Genomic DNA, 16,399 nt, shown 5'->3' with positions numbered 1-16,399 from the left:
TTATACGCATCATATATAAACATGTCTAAAAAATGAATTTTTATTAAATGGTAGATGTTTTACATTGACGACAAAGAAGAATATTCTGTAACATAAAAGCAGGCTATTTAAGTACGAGGGTGGTGTTATATGAGTAATTATCTAGAAATTAAAAAAGTTTTAAATAATAATGTCATCATTGCTAGCCATCCTGAACACGAGGAAGTAGTAGTGATCGGTAAAGGAATTGGATTTGGGAAAAAGGCTGAAGATGTGTTGGAGCAAGAACAAATTGAGAAAATGTTTGTTTTAAAAAATGAACGTGATCGAGAACAATACAAACTTTTAGTACCACATGTGAGTGAAAAGCTAATTGAATTGATGAATGATATTATGTTATATATTCAAGAAAAAGCGGAATCTCCATTAAATGAACATATTCATATCGCTTTAACAGATCATATTTCTTTTGCAATTAAAAGGCTGAAACAAGGACTTACAATAGATAATCCTTTTTTAGTTGAAACGAAAATGCTATATCCAGAGGAATATGAAATTGCTGAAGGCGTTGTGCAACTTTTAAATTCTCGTTTGCAAATTACATTGCCAGAAGGGGAAGTTGGCTTTATCGCACTTCACATTTACAGCTCGCTTACAAACTCTGATTTATCTTCTGTTAATCAAAATTCCCGTCTTATTGCACAACTTGTGTCTTTAATTGAGACAAGCTTACAAATTACATTAGACCAAGAAAGCATTCATTATTTACGCCTTATTCGCCATTTACAATATGCTATTGAGCGGGTGAAAAAAGGAGAAAAAGTAGAAGAAGCACAAAGTTTTGCTGATTTATTAAAGTTGGAATATCCAGTTTGTTATAATTTGGCGTGGAAACTAGTCAAAGTAATGCAGAAAGAATTGCAACTCCCTGTATATGAAGCGGAGAGTATTTATTTAACGATGCATTTACAACGATTAGTGAAAGCAGAACATGTGTAAAAAGACATATATTTTTGTCTAAAATGAAAACGTTAAAAAAAATGATTGAATCGCTTACAATAGTTATGTATAATAACTATTGCAAAGTTATACAAAATTCGACAAACACATTAAGGTAAGTAACGAAAACGTTTGCCTTAATTATAGTGAACTTATACGTAATCCTATTTTTGACACGTGTTACTGATTCGATCAGGCATGAGTGGAGAGAAGTTGGGAATGTAAGCTAAATAAAGGGACATACTACCCTTTGTATAGCTATCGTTCTATCTTTTTTTTCCTCATGCCTTTTTGGCGTTTGTCGAAAAGTATCAATATAGATAAGAGAGGAAGGGTTTCCATGTTTAAGAAGATCTTTGGTGTTCTTCAAAAAGTCGGAAAAGCGCTCATGCTTCCAGTAGCGATTTTACCGGCAGCAGGTATTTTACTTGGATTTGGTAATGCATTTCAAAATCCACAGTTAACAAATGTTATTCCTGCTTTAAAAGCAGATTGGTTCGTAATGGTTGCAAAAATTATGGAACAATCGGGTGATATTATTTTCGCTAACCTTGCATTATTATTCGCAGTTGGGGTAGCAATCGGTTTAGCTGGTGGAGACGGAGTAGCTGGTTTAGCAGCATTCGTCGGCTACTTAATTATGAACAAAACGATGAGTGTGTTCTTAGAAGTAGATAAGCTAGTGAAGGTAACAAGTTCTGGAACAGATCCAGTGAAAATTGGATTTGCAGATCCAGCATATGCAAACGTATTAGGAATTCCAACGCTACAAACAGGAGTATTTGGTGGTATTATCGTCGGGATAGTAGCTGCATATTGCTATAATAAATACTTCAACATTGAATTACCATCATACTTAGGTTTCTTTGCAGGTAAGCGTTTCGTACCGATCGCAACTGCAACATTCTCTTTAGTAGTAGGTATTATCATGTGCTTCGTTTGGCCATACATTCAAGGTGGCTTAAATACGTTCTCACATCAAATGATTGATGCAAATAGAACGTTAGCAGCATTTATATTCGGTTTAATCGAACGTTCATTAATTCCATTTGGATTACATCATATTTTCTATTCACCGTTCTGGTTCGAATTCGGTCAGTATACAAATGCAGCTGGCGAATTAATCCGCGGTGACCAAAAAATCTTTATGGCACAGTTAAAAGATGGTGTGGAATTAACAGCAGGTACATTTACAACTGGTAAGTATCCGTTCATGATGTTCGGTCTTCCAGCTGCCGCTTTAGCAATGTACCATGAAGCACGTCCAGAAAATAAAAAATTAGCAGCTGGTATTTTAGGATCTGCTGCATTAACATCTTTCTTAACAGGTATTACAGAACCACTTGAATTTTCATTCTTATTCGTAGCACCAGTATTATTCGGAATTCACGCAGTATTCGCTGGTCTATCATTTATGACAATGCAAATTTTAGGTGTTAAAATTGGTATGACATTCTCTGGTGGTTTAATCGACTTTATCTTATTCGGTGTACTACCAGGCCGTACAGCATGGTGGTGGGTAATTATTGTTGGTCTTGTACTAGCAGTTATTTACTACTTCGGATTCCGCTTTGCAATCCGTAAATGGGATTTAAAAACACCTGGTCGTGAAGTAGCAAATGCGAATGAAGGTGCAGGAAAAACAGAAGCAGGTGAACTTCCACGTGAAGTATTAGTAGCACTTGGTGGTAAAGAAAACATCGCTTCTTTAGATGCTTGTATTACTCGTTTACGTGTACAAGTTAACGAACAAAAGAATGTAAATAAAGACCGCTTAAAAGAGCTTGGAGCAGCTGGTGTACTTGAAGTTGGAAATAACATTCAAGCTATTTTTGGACCGAAATCTGACACATTAAAATCACAAATTCATGATATTATGTCAGGTCGTACACCTCATGTTGAAAAAGAAGAGCCTGTAAAAGTGGAAGAAACTCCTCAACAAGTTGATGAAAATGAAACAATCGTTTCACCAATTGAAGGGAAAATCTTACCGATTACAGAAGTACCTGACCAAGTATTCTCAGGGAAAATGATGGGAGATGGATTTGCGATTGAGCCAACAGAAGGAACAGTAGTTTCTCCAGTTAATGGTGAGATTGTAAATGTATTCCCTACAAAACATGCGATTGGTATTCAGTCTGAAGGTGGAAAAGAAATTTTAATCCACTTTGGTATTGATACTGTAAAATTAAATGGTGAAGGCTTTGAAGCGCTTATAGCACAAGGTGATAAAGTGAAGCAAGGACAACCATTATTAAAAGTAGATCTTGCATTTGTAAAAGAAAATGCACCATCTATTATTACACCAATCGTCTTTACGAATTTACAACAAGGGCAACAAGTCGAATTGAAAAAAGATGGAAATGTTAAAAAGGGCGAAAACGCTATTATTGACATTCAATAGGAATTTGACGCAAAATGTTTATAATTATAATAGGCGATGTGGTTGACCGAACATCGCCTATTATATACAATAGATGATGTAGTACTCACGTCTATACAACTAAAAAAATACGTAATTTAAAGGAGATAAATTATCATGGAAAAAATCTTTAAAGTAACTAGCGATTCAGGAATTCATGCTCGTCCAGCAACTCTACTTGTAAACACTGCAAGCAAATTTGGTTCTGACATTAACTTAGAGTATAACGGAAAAAACGTTAACTTAAAATCAATCATGGGTGTTATGTCTTTAGGAATTCAACAAGGCGCGGAAATTAAGATCACTGCAAATGGTGATGATGCAGCTCAAGCACTAGCAGCTATCGAAGAAACTATGAAAAACGAAGGATTAGGAGAATAATGACTCTTAATATCCAAGGGATCGCTGCATCAAGTGGGATTGCTATTGCAAAGGCTTTCAGACTTGAGAATCCTGAATTTAACATTGAAAAGAAATCAATTACGAACGAAGCTGCTGAAATTGCACGCTTAGACGCTGCGCTTGAGAAAGCAAAATCTGAACTAGAAGCTATTAAGGACCACGCTTTTGCTGAGTTAGGTGCTGATAAAGCTGCTATCTTTGAAGCACATTTATTAGTATTAAATGATCCGGAATTAGTAAATCCAGTAAAAGATAAAGTAAATAGCGAAAAAGTAAATGCTGAATTTGCAATGGATGAAGTTGCATCAATGTTTATTTCTATGTTTGAAAACATGGATAACGAATATATGAAAGAACGTGCTGCGGATATTCGCGACGTAACAAAACGCGTTCTTGCACATTTACTAGGAATTAACTTCTCAAATCCTGGTACAATTTCTGAAGAAGTAATCATTATTGCTGAAGATTTAACACCATCTGATACAGCTCAGTTAAACCGTAAGTATGCAAAAGGTTTCACAACTGATATCGGTGGACGTACATCTCACTCTGCAATTATGGCTCGTTCTATGGAAATTCCAGCTGTTGTTGGTACGAAAGTTGTTATGGAGAAAATCCAAAACGGCGATATCGTAATCATTGACGGTTTAGATGGAGAAGTAATTGTAAATCCATCAGAAGAAACTCTTCGTTCGTTTGAAGAAAAGAAAGCGAAATTTGAAGAGCAAAAAGCTGTATGGGCAAAATTAAAAGACCAAGCTACTGTAACAAGCGATGGACATCACGTTGAGCTTGTTGCTAATATCGGAACACCAAATGATGTACAAGGTATTATCGATAATGGCGGAGAAGGCGTTGGTTTATACCGTACAGAATTCTTATACATGGGCCGTGACAATCTTCCAACAGAAGAAGAGCAGTTCGATGCGTATAAAGCAGTTCTTGAAGGTGTAAAAGAAGGTCAACCTGTCGTTGTTCGTACACTTGACATCGGTGGAGATAAAGAGCTTCCATACTTACATTTACCAAAAGAAATGAACCCATTCTTAGGATACCGTGCAATTCGCTTATGTCTTGATGAGCAAGATGTGTTCCGTACACAACTTCGTGCATTACTTCGTGCTAGCGTATACGGTAACTTAAAAATTATGTTCCCAATGATTGCAACTCTTGATGAGTTCCGTCAAGCGAAAGCGATCTTATTAGAAGAGAAAGCAAAACTTGTAGAAGCGGGTACAACTGTTTCTGATTCTATTGAAGTTGGTATGATGGTTGAAATTCCAGCTTCAGCAGTATTAGCAGATCAATTCGCAAAAGAAGTTGATTTCTTCTCTATCGGAACAAACGACTTAATCCAATACACAATGGCTGCGGACCGTATGAACGAACAAGTAGCTTACTTATACCAACCATATAACCCATCTATTTTACGTCTTGTAAAAATGGTTATCGACGCTGCTCATAAAGAGGGCAAATGGGCTGGTATGTGTGGTGAGATGGCGGGAGATTCACTTGCTATCCCATTATTATTAGGATTAGGCTTAGATGAGTTCAGTATGAGTGCAACATCTATCCTTCCTGCAAGAACACAATTAAGCAAATTGTCAAAAGCAGAAATGGAAACATTAGCAGAAAAAGCATTAACAATGTCAACTGCTGAAGAAGTTGTTGAATTAGTTAAAAGCATATAATAAAAAAAAACCTGAGTCGATTTGAAATCGGTCTCAGGTTTTTGCTATGAGAAAAGTAAATCTTATTTTCTTACTATAGAGGATAAGGAACAGAATTAGATAGCGATTGCGATAATATCAGTTGGGCATACACGTAAAATGCCAGTAAAAGTATTTTGATTGTTCTTATCGTCTTTATTGTTGTTATCTTTGTTGTTATTAGCTAAAGCAGAGAAAAGAGCAACACCGTTACAGAATCCTTCAAAAATTACATTGCGGAATGATTGATGGACTCTAATACTTAAAAGAGAAATTTCTGTTCCAACTGAAATAGTAGCAAGTACGTTACATACAGCAGGTCGTTGTGGTCTAACTTCTTCTCTCTCTCTCACGATGATGACATTCTTTAAAGTTATCACAGCATCCAAATGATCCAAACATAATCCTCATCACCCCCTTCACACTTATAATCTATGTAAGTTCGGTAGTTGGTGACTGGACAGATAATGAAAATTTTTCTAGGGGATTTTCTCATTTTAAATGACTAGGTGGGTATTTAGTATGGAATGATGTTTAAAATAGGGGAAATATCACAAAAAAATGTAAAGACCACCGAAATGAAATAAATTAGGTAGCCTTTACACTTTTTTGCTTTTATATAAAACGATGATATATACAGGAAGAGCTAGGAGTAGTGGTGCAATGGATCGTGCAGTATGTTTTTCTGCTTCTAATTGGAACACTTCTTCTTTTGGGAATTGTAACACTGATATGTTTGCAGCATCGCCAATAAAATATAGCAGTAGTACAGTTACTATGTAACTTAAAAGTGCGATAAAGCTTCCGTATGAACTCAATGAAAATCCCTCTCTTGTTATCTATTTGTTATCATTGTATCACAATTGTAACAAAAACACACGGTTATCTTTCGGTGGTTTAACAAATTTCGACACAAAACGCCATATTTGTTTATGGGGATAGCATGAAAATTACGATTTCTCTACGTATAGATGTCGAATAATACATTGTAATATTACGGATGTGTAACAGAATATAAAAAAACGAAGGTAATGAAATTACCTTCGTTTTTTATTATTTCGCCCATTCACTCACTTGTTCTACGCTCATGCGCGGTGCAGGGTGACCTTTTAAAGTGGATTCACCAATTGTAATAAGCATAATTGGTACGTAACGAGATGAAACATTAAATTCTTCCATTAGTGCTTGTGGGTTGAAGCCACCAATAGCGCAAGTATCCCAACCAGTTGCTTTAGCAGCAAGCATAAGTTGCATTGCTGCTAAAGCAGCATTTGAAAAGGCAGCATCTCGTGGGTATTGCTCACGAGTATATGCAGATTCAATGTTTTTAGCTAAGCGCTCTTTTGCTTCTTCTTTCATAAATCCTTGTTCAACAATTGGACCGTAAACAGGTTCAACATTTTTATATGCTTCTAAATCACCTAAAATAGCGACTACGGCAGAAGCATCAAGAATTTGTTGTTGGTTATAAGCAATTGGATGTAATCGTTTTTGTACGTTTTCGCCTTGGAAAACAAGGAATTTCCAGTGTTGCAAGTTCCAAGCAGAAGGTGCTTGTGCAGCGGCTTTTAAAATTTCATGTAATTCTGTAGATGAAATTTCTTTTTCAGGGTTGAATGCACGTGTAGATGTGCGTTCATATAAAACGTTAAAAAAGTCATTGTTTGTCATTATATATCCTCCAAATTACATATCAACTTAATATAAAATAAATGTAATATATTCTACTTACATTTTGTAAGTTATTGAATTTAAGAATATAATAACTTTATTTTAATTGTCAAGTTTTAAGTAACGAGATGGGGCATTCATACAAACGATACAATTCCTATAATCATACACTAAAAAAGGAGTTTCCAGAGTAGATAAGCGAAGATAACATTCTCAATTAGCTTGTTAATATGCATTCCTCACTAATCGGATTTTTTTGAGAACTATTTTTTATAAAATGATTGCGAGGAATTCAGTAGAACAAGATATATGAAGTGAGTGAAGACTAGTGATGAACATACTACATTTTTTATTAGAGAATACTGTTTTCCAAAATGTATTACAAGATCTTCAGTTGAATGTCCTTTATATAGAAGATGGATGTACACATCAACAAACGATAGAAAACGTCCATCCAAAATGTATGTTTATAGCAAATAGTTTTGAAGAAGGAGAAATGTTGTTTCATAGAACTAGACCGCATATTGTAATTATGTATGTAACAGATTTTGCTCAAATAAAATATATAAAGAATATATATAATTCACAGAGCACATTCATTATCATTTGGGATCAACAGATAAACAATGAGTTTGCAGATTTACTACTGTTAGGAATACGTAATATTGTTATAGCACCAGTAACCCCACAAGTAGTACTGGAGGAAGTGAATAAGAGTTTATATCAGCTTTCTTTAGTGCGACAAGTAAGTTTACAACAGGAATTACTTCAAACGATGTTTGATTTTCAAAATGATTTATTATTTATAGTAGAAGATGATGAGATTGTTGATTGTAATACAAATTTTTTAGAGTTTTTCGGATATGATAATTTATTTACCTATCGTGAACAACATTTAGTGTTTGCAGAACATCTTATAAGAGAGACTGGATATTATTCGACGACTCACGATGTAACATGGCTGGATGATACTTTATCAAATGGAAGAAGAATTAAGATGCACAATTATGAAGGGGAAGCTTCTACCTTTTTATTACGTGCGACACCATTACCAGAAGACTTATCGCGATTTATAGTAAAATGCACAGAGATTACAGAATTAGATGAAATCTATCAAGAGCAAGAAAGACTGGCTATGATAGATTCATTGACAGAAATATATAATCGTTTGAAATTCCAGCAAATATTGGAGACAGAGTGGGAGAATGTAATACGTAATGATAAAAAAATAGCACTTATTTTGTTTGATATAGATAACTTTAAATCAGTAAATGACACATATGGTCATGATTTTGGCGATTTAGCATTAGTACAACTTGCAAATCTTATGAAATCTAAATTTGAACATCAACATATATTTGCAAGGTGGGGAGGAGAAGAATTTATAATATTAGTGACAGATACGGTAGAAAAAGAAGCGTTTCAAGTTGCGGAATCGTTACGATTTTTCATTGAAACAAAGCAATTTTCTGGAATTTCGAAATTAACAGCGAGTTTTGGAGTTGCGTTATATGAGCAAGGAATTACTAAAGAGGAATTAATGCAAAGAGCGGATATTGCATTATATGAAGCAAAAAAAAATGGGAAAAATCAAGTATGTATATATAGAAAGGAAAAAATGTGATTTTTCGCAACAAATTGTTGCGATTTTTTTTTATTGCCTGATAATAGAATGTGGGGGACCATTCTTCACGAAGTAATTATGGAGGAACAATATGAAAAAAAAAATAATGATTATGGCTTCATTGTCTGCTGTAGTTTGCGGCGGAGTATACTATTTTCTCTATAGTCCCGATCTAAAGGAACAAGTAGTATTAACAACAAAGGTAACTCCCGCTATTGAGTCAGAGGTACAGGATAATATAGAAGAAGTACAAAAAATCGATTATGCTAGTATATCTCAAAAGTTAGATCAATATTTAGTAGGAAAGCAATTTAATGGGACAGTTTTGGTGACAGATAAAGAGCATGTTATATTGAATAAAGGATATGGATATGCTGATGTTCAAAATAAAATAGAAAATACGCCTCAAACAAAATATCGTATCGGTTCTATTACGAAAACAGTTGTTGCTACATCTGTTTTACAGCTACAAGAACAAGGGAAGTTAAATATCCAAGATAATGTAAATAAATACATTCCTTCATTTCCAGCAGATAAAAACATTACGTTATATCACTTGTTAACGCATACATCTGGTTTACCGGAAAATGGGAAAGGAAAGGTTAATGTAGCTTCACGTATCAATTTAATAAATTGGATTGGAAGTCAAAAGTTAGATTTTCCACCAGGAACAGGTTGGAAGTATACGGATTATAATTATATGGTACTTGCTTATATTATAGAAAACATAACGAAAAAGCCTTTAGGAGATTATATAAAAGAAAATATATTTACAAAGGCAGAGATGCATGAATCAGGTATGGGAAATATGGTGCCTGGAGATAAAAACTTCACGAAGGGTTATGTGAAGAAAGATCAAGAACTTGTACCAGCGCAAAAATTAGGGATGGACTGGTTATATGGCTCTGGTGAGATGTATACGACAGTAGGAGATATGAAGAAATTAGATGAAGCGATTATAAATGGAAAGCTTCTTTCTGAACAAAGTATACAAGCGATGTTTACACCTTCAGCAGAACGGAAGTATGCATTTAGTTTTTATATATATCCGGACTATTTTCATAATCATGGTGTATTATCTGGTTGGAACACTTTCAATAATTTTAATAAAGAAAAAGGGACTTTTGTTATTTTATTTTCAAATGTGAAAAATAGTATGGATGATGATTTTAATAAAGAGTTCCGAAAGATGGTAAATGATTTATTAGAACAAAGGGGATGAGAAAATGGAACGTAAAACTTTATCAATAGGTTTCATCGGTATTGGTGTAATGGGAAAAAGTATGGTACATCATTTAATGCAAGGCGGTCATAAAGTATATGTATATAATAGAACGAAAGCGAAGACAGATTTTTTAGTACAAGATGGTGCAAATTGGTGTGATACACCGAAAGAGTTAGTGAAGCAAGTAGATGTTGTAATGACTATGGTTGGATATCCACATGATGTTGAAGAAGTCTACTTTGGAAGTGAAGGCATTATAGAGAATGCAAATGAAGGCACGATAGCCATTGATTTTACGACATCTACACCAACATTGGCAAAACGTATAAATGAAGTTGGTAAAAGAAAGAATGTATTTACGTTAGATGCCCCTGTATCTGGAGGAGATGTTGGTGCTAAAGAAGCAAGGCTTGCAATTATGGTCGGTGGAGAGAAAGACATATATGATAGATGTTTACCGTTATTTGAAAAACTAGGAACAAATATTCAGTTACAAGGACCAGCTGGGAGTGGACAACATACGAAAATGTGCAATCAAATTGCAATTGCTTCTAACATGATAGGTGTATGTGAAGCGGTGGCATATGCGAAAAAGGCCGGGCTTAATGCAGATAAAGTATTAGAGAGTATTTCGACAGGCGCAGCAGGCAGCTGGTCATTAAGTAATTTAGCTCCTCGAATGTTAAAGGGAGATTTTGAACCTGGTTTTTATGTGAAGCATTTTATGAAAGATATGAAGATTGCTTTAGATGAAGCTGACAAATTACAATTACCAGTACCTGGTTTAACTTTGGCGAAGGAATTGTATGAGGAACTAATCGCAGATGGAGAAGAGAATAGCGGAACACAAGTATTATACAAAAAATACATAAAGGGGTAAATGAGATGGATCTCCAAAAATTTGACGAGATAATTGATGCTGTGCAGCAATCAACTTGTGTACAGATTAATGATAAGCAAAAAGAAGCTTTTAAACAAAAATACGATTTTGAGCCAAGTTTCGAATATGGACGAGATGAGAAAGGGCATTATGTTATCCGAACTTCAAAAAAGATGTTAGAGGAAATGGAGTTTTATTTGGCATTGAAATATGATCGAGATGGAATTGCCCTTTATATGCATGCTGAGATTGAAGGGACATGTCACGTATCCGTTAGCTATAATGAAGATGCACTTCATTTGCAAGAATTGTTTCAATTTCTAGAAGAAAATAAATAAAAAGTCCTCATTTGAGGACTTTTTATTTATTTAGGCAGGCATAATATTTAAGTTGGATAATTTATAGGTTGGAAGCGCGGCGGCATCGTTCAATTGGGAATGGAATAACTTGTGCAATGTGATTAGGACCAAACTGTTTCGCGCGAGCATGGCGTACTATATAAAATGCGCACAGGATAGCAACAGGAATAGCACCGTACAAACCGAAAAATAAAGCGCTTACACAAGATGCAACAAAACCTAAAACACCAACTTCTAATTCTTCCATAATAGCTCCTAAAATGACAGGAATAGCTCCACATGAAACTCCTAGTATAAGTGCGATAAGTAAACTCATGATTATCCCCCTCTGCTTGCAATATTCTTTTCCTTATTATTAGTTGTAGTATATCATACGCAAAACAGAATTTTCAGAAAAAAATCAAAAAAGTTCAATAAATGTTCAAAAAGTGTTCCGAAATGTACTTGATAAAGTGGAAGTGTGATTTGAGGTATTTGATTTGAACAAACGAAAGGGACAAATTATTTTAGTGAATAAAAAATCAGGCTTACTTCAATGTTATGAAATAAGCCTGTTCCATAGGAGGATGTATATATGTAGAGTGAATAAAAGATTGGAAAAGGGGTTCCAATCTTTTATTCAACTAGCTACCTTAATAAATTGGAACCCAACCTTCTGTTGTAACAAAAATACGAATAGCTACAACTTGGCGATCATCTTGTAAGGTAAAATAATGTCTTGCATTTTCAGGTACAGATATAAGATCACCAGGCTCAAGTTCAACGTCAAAGAATCGACCATCTTTTCCTTCAATAGCGAAGATGCCATGACCGCTGACAATAAAGCGAACTTCATCGTCGGTATGATGGTGTTCTTTTTGGAAATTAATTAATAATTCGTCAAGGTTAGGTGTGCTATTTGAAAGTGAAATTACATCGTGTGCTTTATAACCTCGGCGCGCTGAAACATCAGCAATTTCTTTTGAAAACACAGCTAATATTTCAGCCTTGTTTTCATCTGTTAACGAATAATTTTTATTTAAATGAGTAGGAAGCTTAAAAATGTTCCATTTCTCATATAAAACGCCTTCCTCTTGTAGAAATTTAGATACTTCCACTTCATTTTCGATACGAGTATTTCCTTCATGAATACGAATTTGCGCCATTAGAAACGCCTCCTTGAATTGATAATAGTTTTATATGAAATTGGAATAAAAACTCATAAGCTTCTAATCTTTTCTTTGCATCAAAGCTATCTCGGCCCCATACGGTAATACCATGGTTACGGATTAATACTGCTCCCGAATCTCCTTGTATATGCTTTCGGAAGTTTTCTCCAAGCGTTGGGATATGAGCATCGTTTTCGATAATAGGAATGTTAATTGTTGCACCTTCTTCCCAAATATCGAGAGCTTTAATAATTTCTTGATTTTGAAGGGTGACTGCATCACTATATAAATTTGTGATGACATTATTATCAGTTGTATGAACATGAAGTACACACCCGGCATTCGTATTGTTATAAATATGTGTATGCAATATTGTTTCTGCTGAAGGGCGTAATTCAGTCTCTAATACGGGAACCCCTAGATGATCTACTAATAGAAAATCATCAGGAGTAGTTTTTGTTTTATCTTTACCACTTGCTGTAATAAGAAAAGTGAGTGGCTCATGACTAACCTTTATAGAAATATTACCACTCGTTGCTGGAAACCAATTTCGTGTTGTTAATTCTTTTTTTATCTCGCTTAAGTCATACCATTGACGAAAAAGTTGTTTCATGATTTCACCTCCAACAAATGTTTTAATTCAGTTTGAACATCATGAAATGTTTCAAACGGTATATAAGCAATATGATTTTCTTCACACTTTGTAATAAGGAAGTCGCGGGCAAATACTTTATCTGCTTGTTTTGCAGCTTGTAAATCAGTAATTGAATCTCCAATCACAATATGGAAGTCATTCGTATCACTTAATTTACGGATTAAAGATGATTTGCATAATCCGCAATGATTTTGACAATGATGATCACAAGGATGAGGCCACTTAACTGTAATGAATTCACTTGAAAAGTCTGTTTCATTACAGTAAATTTGCTCTTTTGGAATGATTCCTTGTAAGAGTGGATAGACGAAGAAATCCATTCCACCTGATATAACGTAAAAAGAAATGTTATTTTCATTTACAAATTGTATAAATTCATGAAAACCACTACGGATTTCAGCAGTTTCTATTAAAAATTGAATCATATCATCGTGTAGACTAGTAGGTATTAATTGAAATAATTGAGAAACACCTTCTTGAATAGACAGCTCTTGTGATAAAATTCTATTCTTTACTTCTTCGGCTTCTGGTGGTGCGAATTTTTCCATAATGGACATAATGTTATCATTATTTGTAATCGTGCCATCGAAATCACAAAATACTTGAATACTCATAATTTCACCCCATGAGAGGGATTTCCCCATATTTGTAGTGCACTATGTAAATTTATGTCATCTACTTCATGAAGTGGTGTATTTTGCAAAGTAGCATCAATGGCAGTACGGAAAGCTTTACCGCCGCCCTGCGCCCCACTCGGATGTCCATGTATCCCACCGCCAGCATTAATAACAACATCTTTACCGAAATCTCGTAAAATAAAGGGAACGAAACCAGGGTGAATACCAGCAGACGGAACAGAAAAACTCTTCTTGAAAAATGGATCGTCTTGAGTTAAATATTTCGAGATAGCAAGAGCGTCCTCTTTTTCTAGTGCAACACTTCCATATGGAGATGGGAATAATGAAAAGTCAGCGCCAGCATAACGTAATAGTTTTCCGAGTAATAGTGGAGAGGAAACTCCATATAACTTGGATGCTGAGTAAGCACCACTTACAGCAGGGTGTGCCATAATAGGAACTGTGATTTCATTATCTTCTGCCAGTGATTGTAGTACATCTAGTCCGTAAGCAAATACGTTAAATAATAGAATATCAGCCCCGGCTTGCACTGCGCGTTTCGCATTTTCTTTTAAATCGAAAGTTCGACCTGTTAAATTTACGGCATATAACGTTTTATGTCCGTATGTTTCATATACGGATTGTAAAACTTCTTTCCCAGATTCAATTCTTTTTGTAAGTGGTGTTAATGAGTTTTCGAATAAAATTTCATCATCTTTTACAATATCTACACCACCAATTGCTTGATCGCGTAATTGCGTTTTTAAATACCCAATATTTCGTCCAATCATTCCTTTAAAAATACTCATTAAAAGAGGACGCTCATGCACTTGTAGTAGGTTTCGAATACCATCTATCCCGAACTTTGGACCAGGAAAATGCTTTTTTAGCTCGTCTGAAAAAGTTAAGTCGATTAATTTCACTTCGCCATCAAGTGATAGCTTTCCGAATGTAGTTGTTAAAATTGCTGGTAAGTCTGGACTGAAGTTTAATAACGGATATTCAATTTTAATAATCCCGCGTTTTACTTTTTTACGTAAATACGAATTGGTATGTTCTTGTTCAGCTAATTCCTCAACATGAATGACGTTGCCTTTATGCTGTTTTAATTGTTCTTGCAATAAGTGTGGCAAATGAGTCCAAGATCCAATTGTTAAACCGAGTGCAATTTGCTCAGCTTTTTTTTCTAAGTTATGTGAATCATCATGGATTAAATATGTCGCTATAATTCCGCTCATTGTTAAAACCTCCTAGTTAAATAAAAAAACCTCTCAGCTAAGGAGAGGTTTTTTTACAACCAGCTCCTTATCTGTCAGCATAATGCTGCGAGAATTAGCACCGTGTCTACAATTGTAGATCGGTTGCCGGGTTTCGTCGGGCTCGTCCCTCCACCTGCTCTTGATAAGAAGTATTTAGAAATGTTTAAATTTTTAAGATAACTGAATTTTGTCAGATATTTTTCATGTTGTCAATGACTTTTTGAAAAAATTTAATTTATCAATTCGATTAATGGCTTCTTGCAATCTATCTTCTGTATGTAAGAGGCCAACACGGACATACCCTTCGCCATGTTCACCAAATCCAACACCAGGGGCAACTGCAACGTGTGCTTTTTCTAGTAAAATATCAGAAAATTGCTCAGATGTATAACCTTCTGGTACAGGAAGCCATGCAAAGAATGATCCTGTTGGAATGTCTACATCCCAACCAATTGAGTGACAAGCTGAAATAAGAGCGTTTCTGCGAGATTCGTAACTATTTACAAGGTCTACGACGCAAGACTGTGAACTTAATAGTGCTTCACGGGCAGCATCTTGAACTGCACCAAAAATACTAACATACATATGATCTTGTAATAAGTTAATTGTTTCAATGACACTTGCATTTCCCACAGCAAAAGCAATACGCCATCCAGCCATATTGAAAGTTTTCGATAAAGTGTAAATTTCAATACCTGTATCTTTAGCGCCGTCTGCTTGCAAGAAACTAACAGGTTTTTGACCATCGAATCCAATCGCACCGTAAGCGAAATCATGAACGACTAATATATTATGTTCATTAGCAAAATGAATAGTTTCATCAAAGAAATCTTTTGATGCAGTAGCACCAGTAGGATTGTTTGGGTAATTTAAAAACATTAACTTTGCCCGCTCAGCGATAGTGTCATCAATTTTCGTATAATCCGGTAAAAAATTATTTTCTGCAAGTAGCGGCATTGTTTCAAATTGTGCTTTTGCTAAAGCAACTCCCGATAAATAATCTGGATATCCTGGATCTGGAACGAGAATGGTATCGCCAGGGTTTGTAAAACAAATTGGTAATTCTACTAATCCAGCCTTTCCGCCAAACAAAATAGCAACTTCTGTTTTTGGATTTAATTCTACGCCGTATTCACGTTTATAGAATGTTGCCACAGCTTCTTTTAAACTTTCATGTCCACGAAATGGCGGGTATTTATGATGAATGGCCTTTTCAGCAGCGTCTTGTAAAGCTTTTACGATATGCTGTGGTGTTGGTTGATCTGGATTACCTTGTCCTAGATTAATAACATCGTGACCTGCTGCAACGACTTTGTTAACTTTTGCAACAAGTGAAGCGAAAAATTGTGTTGGCAATGATGTTACTATATAAGTCCACTATAAAATATCATCATGTATAAATCGTTTCCGGATACCCGATAATGTTTGTAAAAAGCATAAGGGGAGAAAG

The 16,399-nt window shown here is 35.1% G+C and carries 16 protein-coding genes, 1 pseudogene and 1 riboswitch; of the genes and pseudogenes, 8 read left to right on the top strand and 9 right to left on the bottom strand.

Going from position 1 to position 16,399, the window contains the following annotated elements; translation table 11 throughout:
• Window positions 1-129 precede the first annotated feature (129 nt).
• The 4 genes from glcT (at window position 130) to ptsP (ending at window position 5,493) form a co-directional block, all read left to right on the top strand.
• Window positions 130-978, top strand: a complete 849-nt coding sequence (glcT, locus tag ACP6L7_RS17125; protein WP_097830819.1) for a glucose PTS transporter transcription antiterminator GlcT — start codon at window positions 130-132, stop codon at window positions 976-978.
• A gap of 340 nt (window positions 979-1,318) precedes the next feature.
• Window positions 1,319-3,382, top strand: coding sequence for a PTS glucose transporter subunit IIABC (gene ptsG / locus ACP6L7_RS17120; protein WP_097830820.1), 2,064 nt, complete (start codon window positions 1,319-1,321; stop codon window positions 3,380-3,382).
• Between the two features lie 135 nt (window positions 3,383-3,517).
• A complete protein-coding gene (gene ptsH / locus ACP6L7_RS17115; RefSeq protein WP_000411079.1) occupies window positions 3,518-3,781 on the top strand; it encodes a phosphocarrier protein HPr in 264 nt (87 codons plus the stop codon).
• A complete protein-coding gene (ptsP, locus tag ACP6L7_RS17110; RefSeq protein ID WP_000174202.1) occupies window positions 3,781-5,493 on the top strand; it encodes a phosphoenolpyruvate--protein phosphotransferase in 1,713 nt (570 codons plus the stop codon). Before ptsH ends, ptsP begins: the two co-directional genes overlap by 1 nt.
• A gap of 95 nt (window positions 5,494-5,588) precedes the next feature.
• On the opposite strand, the pseudogene ACP6L7_RS17105 reads toward ptsP, so the two are convergent.
• From ACP6L7_RS17105 to ACP6L7_RS17095, 3 genes and pseudogenes are all read right to left on the bottom strand, one after another.
• Window positions 5,589-5,913 (bottom strand): annotated as a pseudogene (locus tag ACP6L7_RS17105) (DUF3915 family protein).
• Window positions 5,914-6,110: 197 nt separating this feature from the next.
• On the bottom strand, window positions 6,111-6,329 hold the full coding sequence (locus ACP6L7_RS17100) for a hypothetical protein (RefSeq protein WP_071746940.1): 219 nt from the start codon (window positions 6,327-6,329) through the stop codon (window positions 6,111-6,113).
• 235 nt (window positions 6,330-6,564) lie between these two features.
• On the bottom strand, window positions 6,565-7,182 hold the full coding sequence (locus ACP6L7_RS17095; protein ID WP_071746939.1) for a nitroreductase family protein: 618 nt from the start codon (window positions 7,180-7,182) through the stop codon (window positions 6,565-6,567).
• 331 nt (window positions 7,183-7,513) lie between these two features.
• Here ACP6L7_RS17095 and ACP6L7_RS17090 point away from each other — a divergent pair, with 331 nt between their 5' ends.
• The 4 genes from ACP6L7_RS17090 to ACP6L7_RS17075 all read left to right on the top strand — a co-directional run bounded on the left by ACP6L7_RS17090 (window position 7,514) and on the right by ACP6L7_RS17075 (window position 11,249).
• Complete coding sequence (locus tag ACP6L7_RS17090; protein WP_141533246.1) at window positions 7,514-8,806, top strand: GGDEF domain-containing protein; 1,293 nt, start codon at window positions 7,514-7,516, stop codon at window positions 8,804-8,806.
• Between the two features lie 91 nt (window positions 8,807-8,897).
• The gene (locus ACP6L7_RS17085; protein WP_128853534.1) at window positions 8,898-10,028 is read left to right on the top strand and encodes a serine hydrolase domain-containing protein; all 1,131 of its coding nucleotides are present in this window, start codon (window positions 8,898-8,900) and stop codon (window positions 10,026-10,028) included.
• Window positions 10,029-10,032: 4 nt separating this feature from the next.
• Window positions 10,033-10,911, top strand: a complete 879-nt coding sequence (locus ACP6L7_RS17080) for an NAD(P)-dependent oxidoreductase (RefSeq protein WP_097830822.1) — start codon at window positions 10,033-10,035, stop codon at window positions 10,909-10,911.
• 5 nt (window positions 10,912-10,916) lie between these two features.
• Window positions 10,917-11,249, top strand: a complete 333-nt coding sequence (locus ACP6L7_RS17075) for a DUF3909 family protein (RefSeq protein ID WP_097830823.1) — start codon at window positions 10,917-10,919, stop codon at window positions 11,247-11,249.
• A gap of 61 nt (window positions 11,250-11,310) precedes the next feature.
• Here ACP6L7_RS17075 and ACP6L7_RS17070 read toward each other — a convergent pair whose 3' ends face one another.
• From ACP6L7_RS17070 to ACP6L7_RS17045, 6 genes are all read right to left on the bottom strand, one after another.
• Window positions 11,311-11,586: a hypothetical protein gene (locus ACP6L7_RS17070; protein WP_097830824.1), complete on the bottom strand. Its 276-nt coding sequence runs from the start codon at window positions 11,584-11,586 to the stop codon at window positions 11,311-11,313.
• Between the two features lie 316 nt (window positions 11,587-11,902).
• Window positions 11,903-12,415, bottom strand: coding sequence for a 1,2-dihydroxy-3-keto-5-methylthiopentene dioxygenase (locus tag ACP6L7_RS17065; protein WP_097830825.1), 513 nt, complete (start codon window positions 12,413-12,415; stop codon window positions 11,903-11,905).
• On the bottom strand, window positions 12,393-13,031 hold the full coding sequence (locus tag ACP6L7_RS17060; protein WP_097830826.1) for a methylthioribulose 1-phosphate dehydratase: 639 nt from the start codon (window positions 13,029-13,031) through the stop codon (window positions 12,393-12,395). The genes ACP6L7_RS17065 and ACP6L7_RS17060 overlap by 23 nt, the downstream gene beginning before the upstream one ends.
• Window positions 13,028-13,687 (bottom strand): 2-hydroxy-3-keto-5-methylthiopentenyl-1-phosphate phosphatase, encoded by a 660-nt coding sequence (mtnX, locus tag ACP6L7_RS17055; RefSeq protein WP_097830827.1) that lies wholly within the window; start codon window positions 13,685-13,687, stop codon window positions 13,028-13,030. The genes ACP6L7_RS17060 and mtnX overlap by 4 nt, the downstream gene beginning before the upstream one ends.
• The gene (gene mtnW / locus ACP6L7_RS17050) at window positions 13,684-14,928 is read right to left on the bottom strand and encodes a 2,3-diketo-5-methylthiopentyl-1-phosphate enolase (protein WP_097830828.1); all 1,245 of its coding nucleotides are present in this window, start codon (window positions 14,926-14,928) and stop codon (window positions 13,684-13,686) included. The genes mtnX and mtnW overlap by 4 nt, the downstream gene beginning before the upstream one ends.
• A 64-nt stretch (window positions 14,929-14,992) precedes the next feature.
• Window positions 14,993-15,098: riboswitch (SAM riboswitch) on the bottom strand.
• A 52-nt stretch (window positions 15,099-15,150) separates the two neighbouring features.
• The gene (locus ACP6L7_RS17045) at window positions 15,151-16,317 is read right to left on the bottom strand and encodes a pyridoxal phosphate-dependent aminotransferase (protein WP_430529420.1); all 1,167 of its coding nucleotides are present in this window, start codon (window positions 16,315-16,317) and stop codon (window positions 15,151-15,153) included.
• Window positions 16,318-16,399: the final 82 nt, after the last annotated feature.

It is taken from the genome of Bacillus silvicola, from assembly GCF_050524305.1.
Taxonomy (GTDB): Bacteria; Bacillota; Bacilli; order Bacillales; family Bacillaceae_G; genus Bacillus_A; species Bacillus_A cereus_AT.
This window is presented reverse-complemented; position numbering and strand designations above follow the sequence as displayed.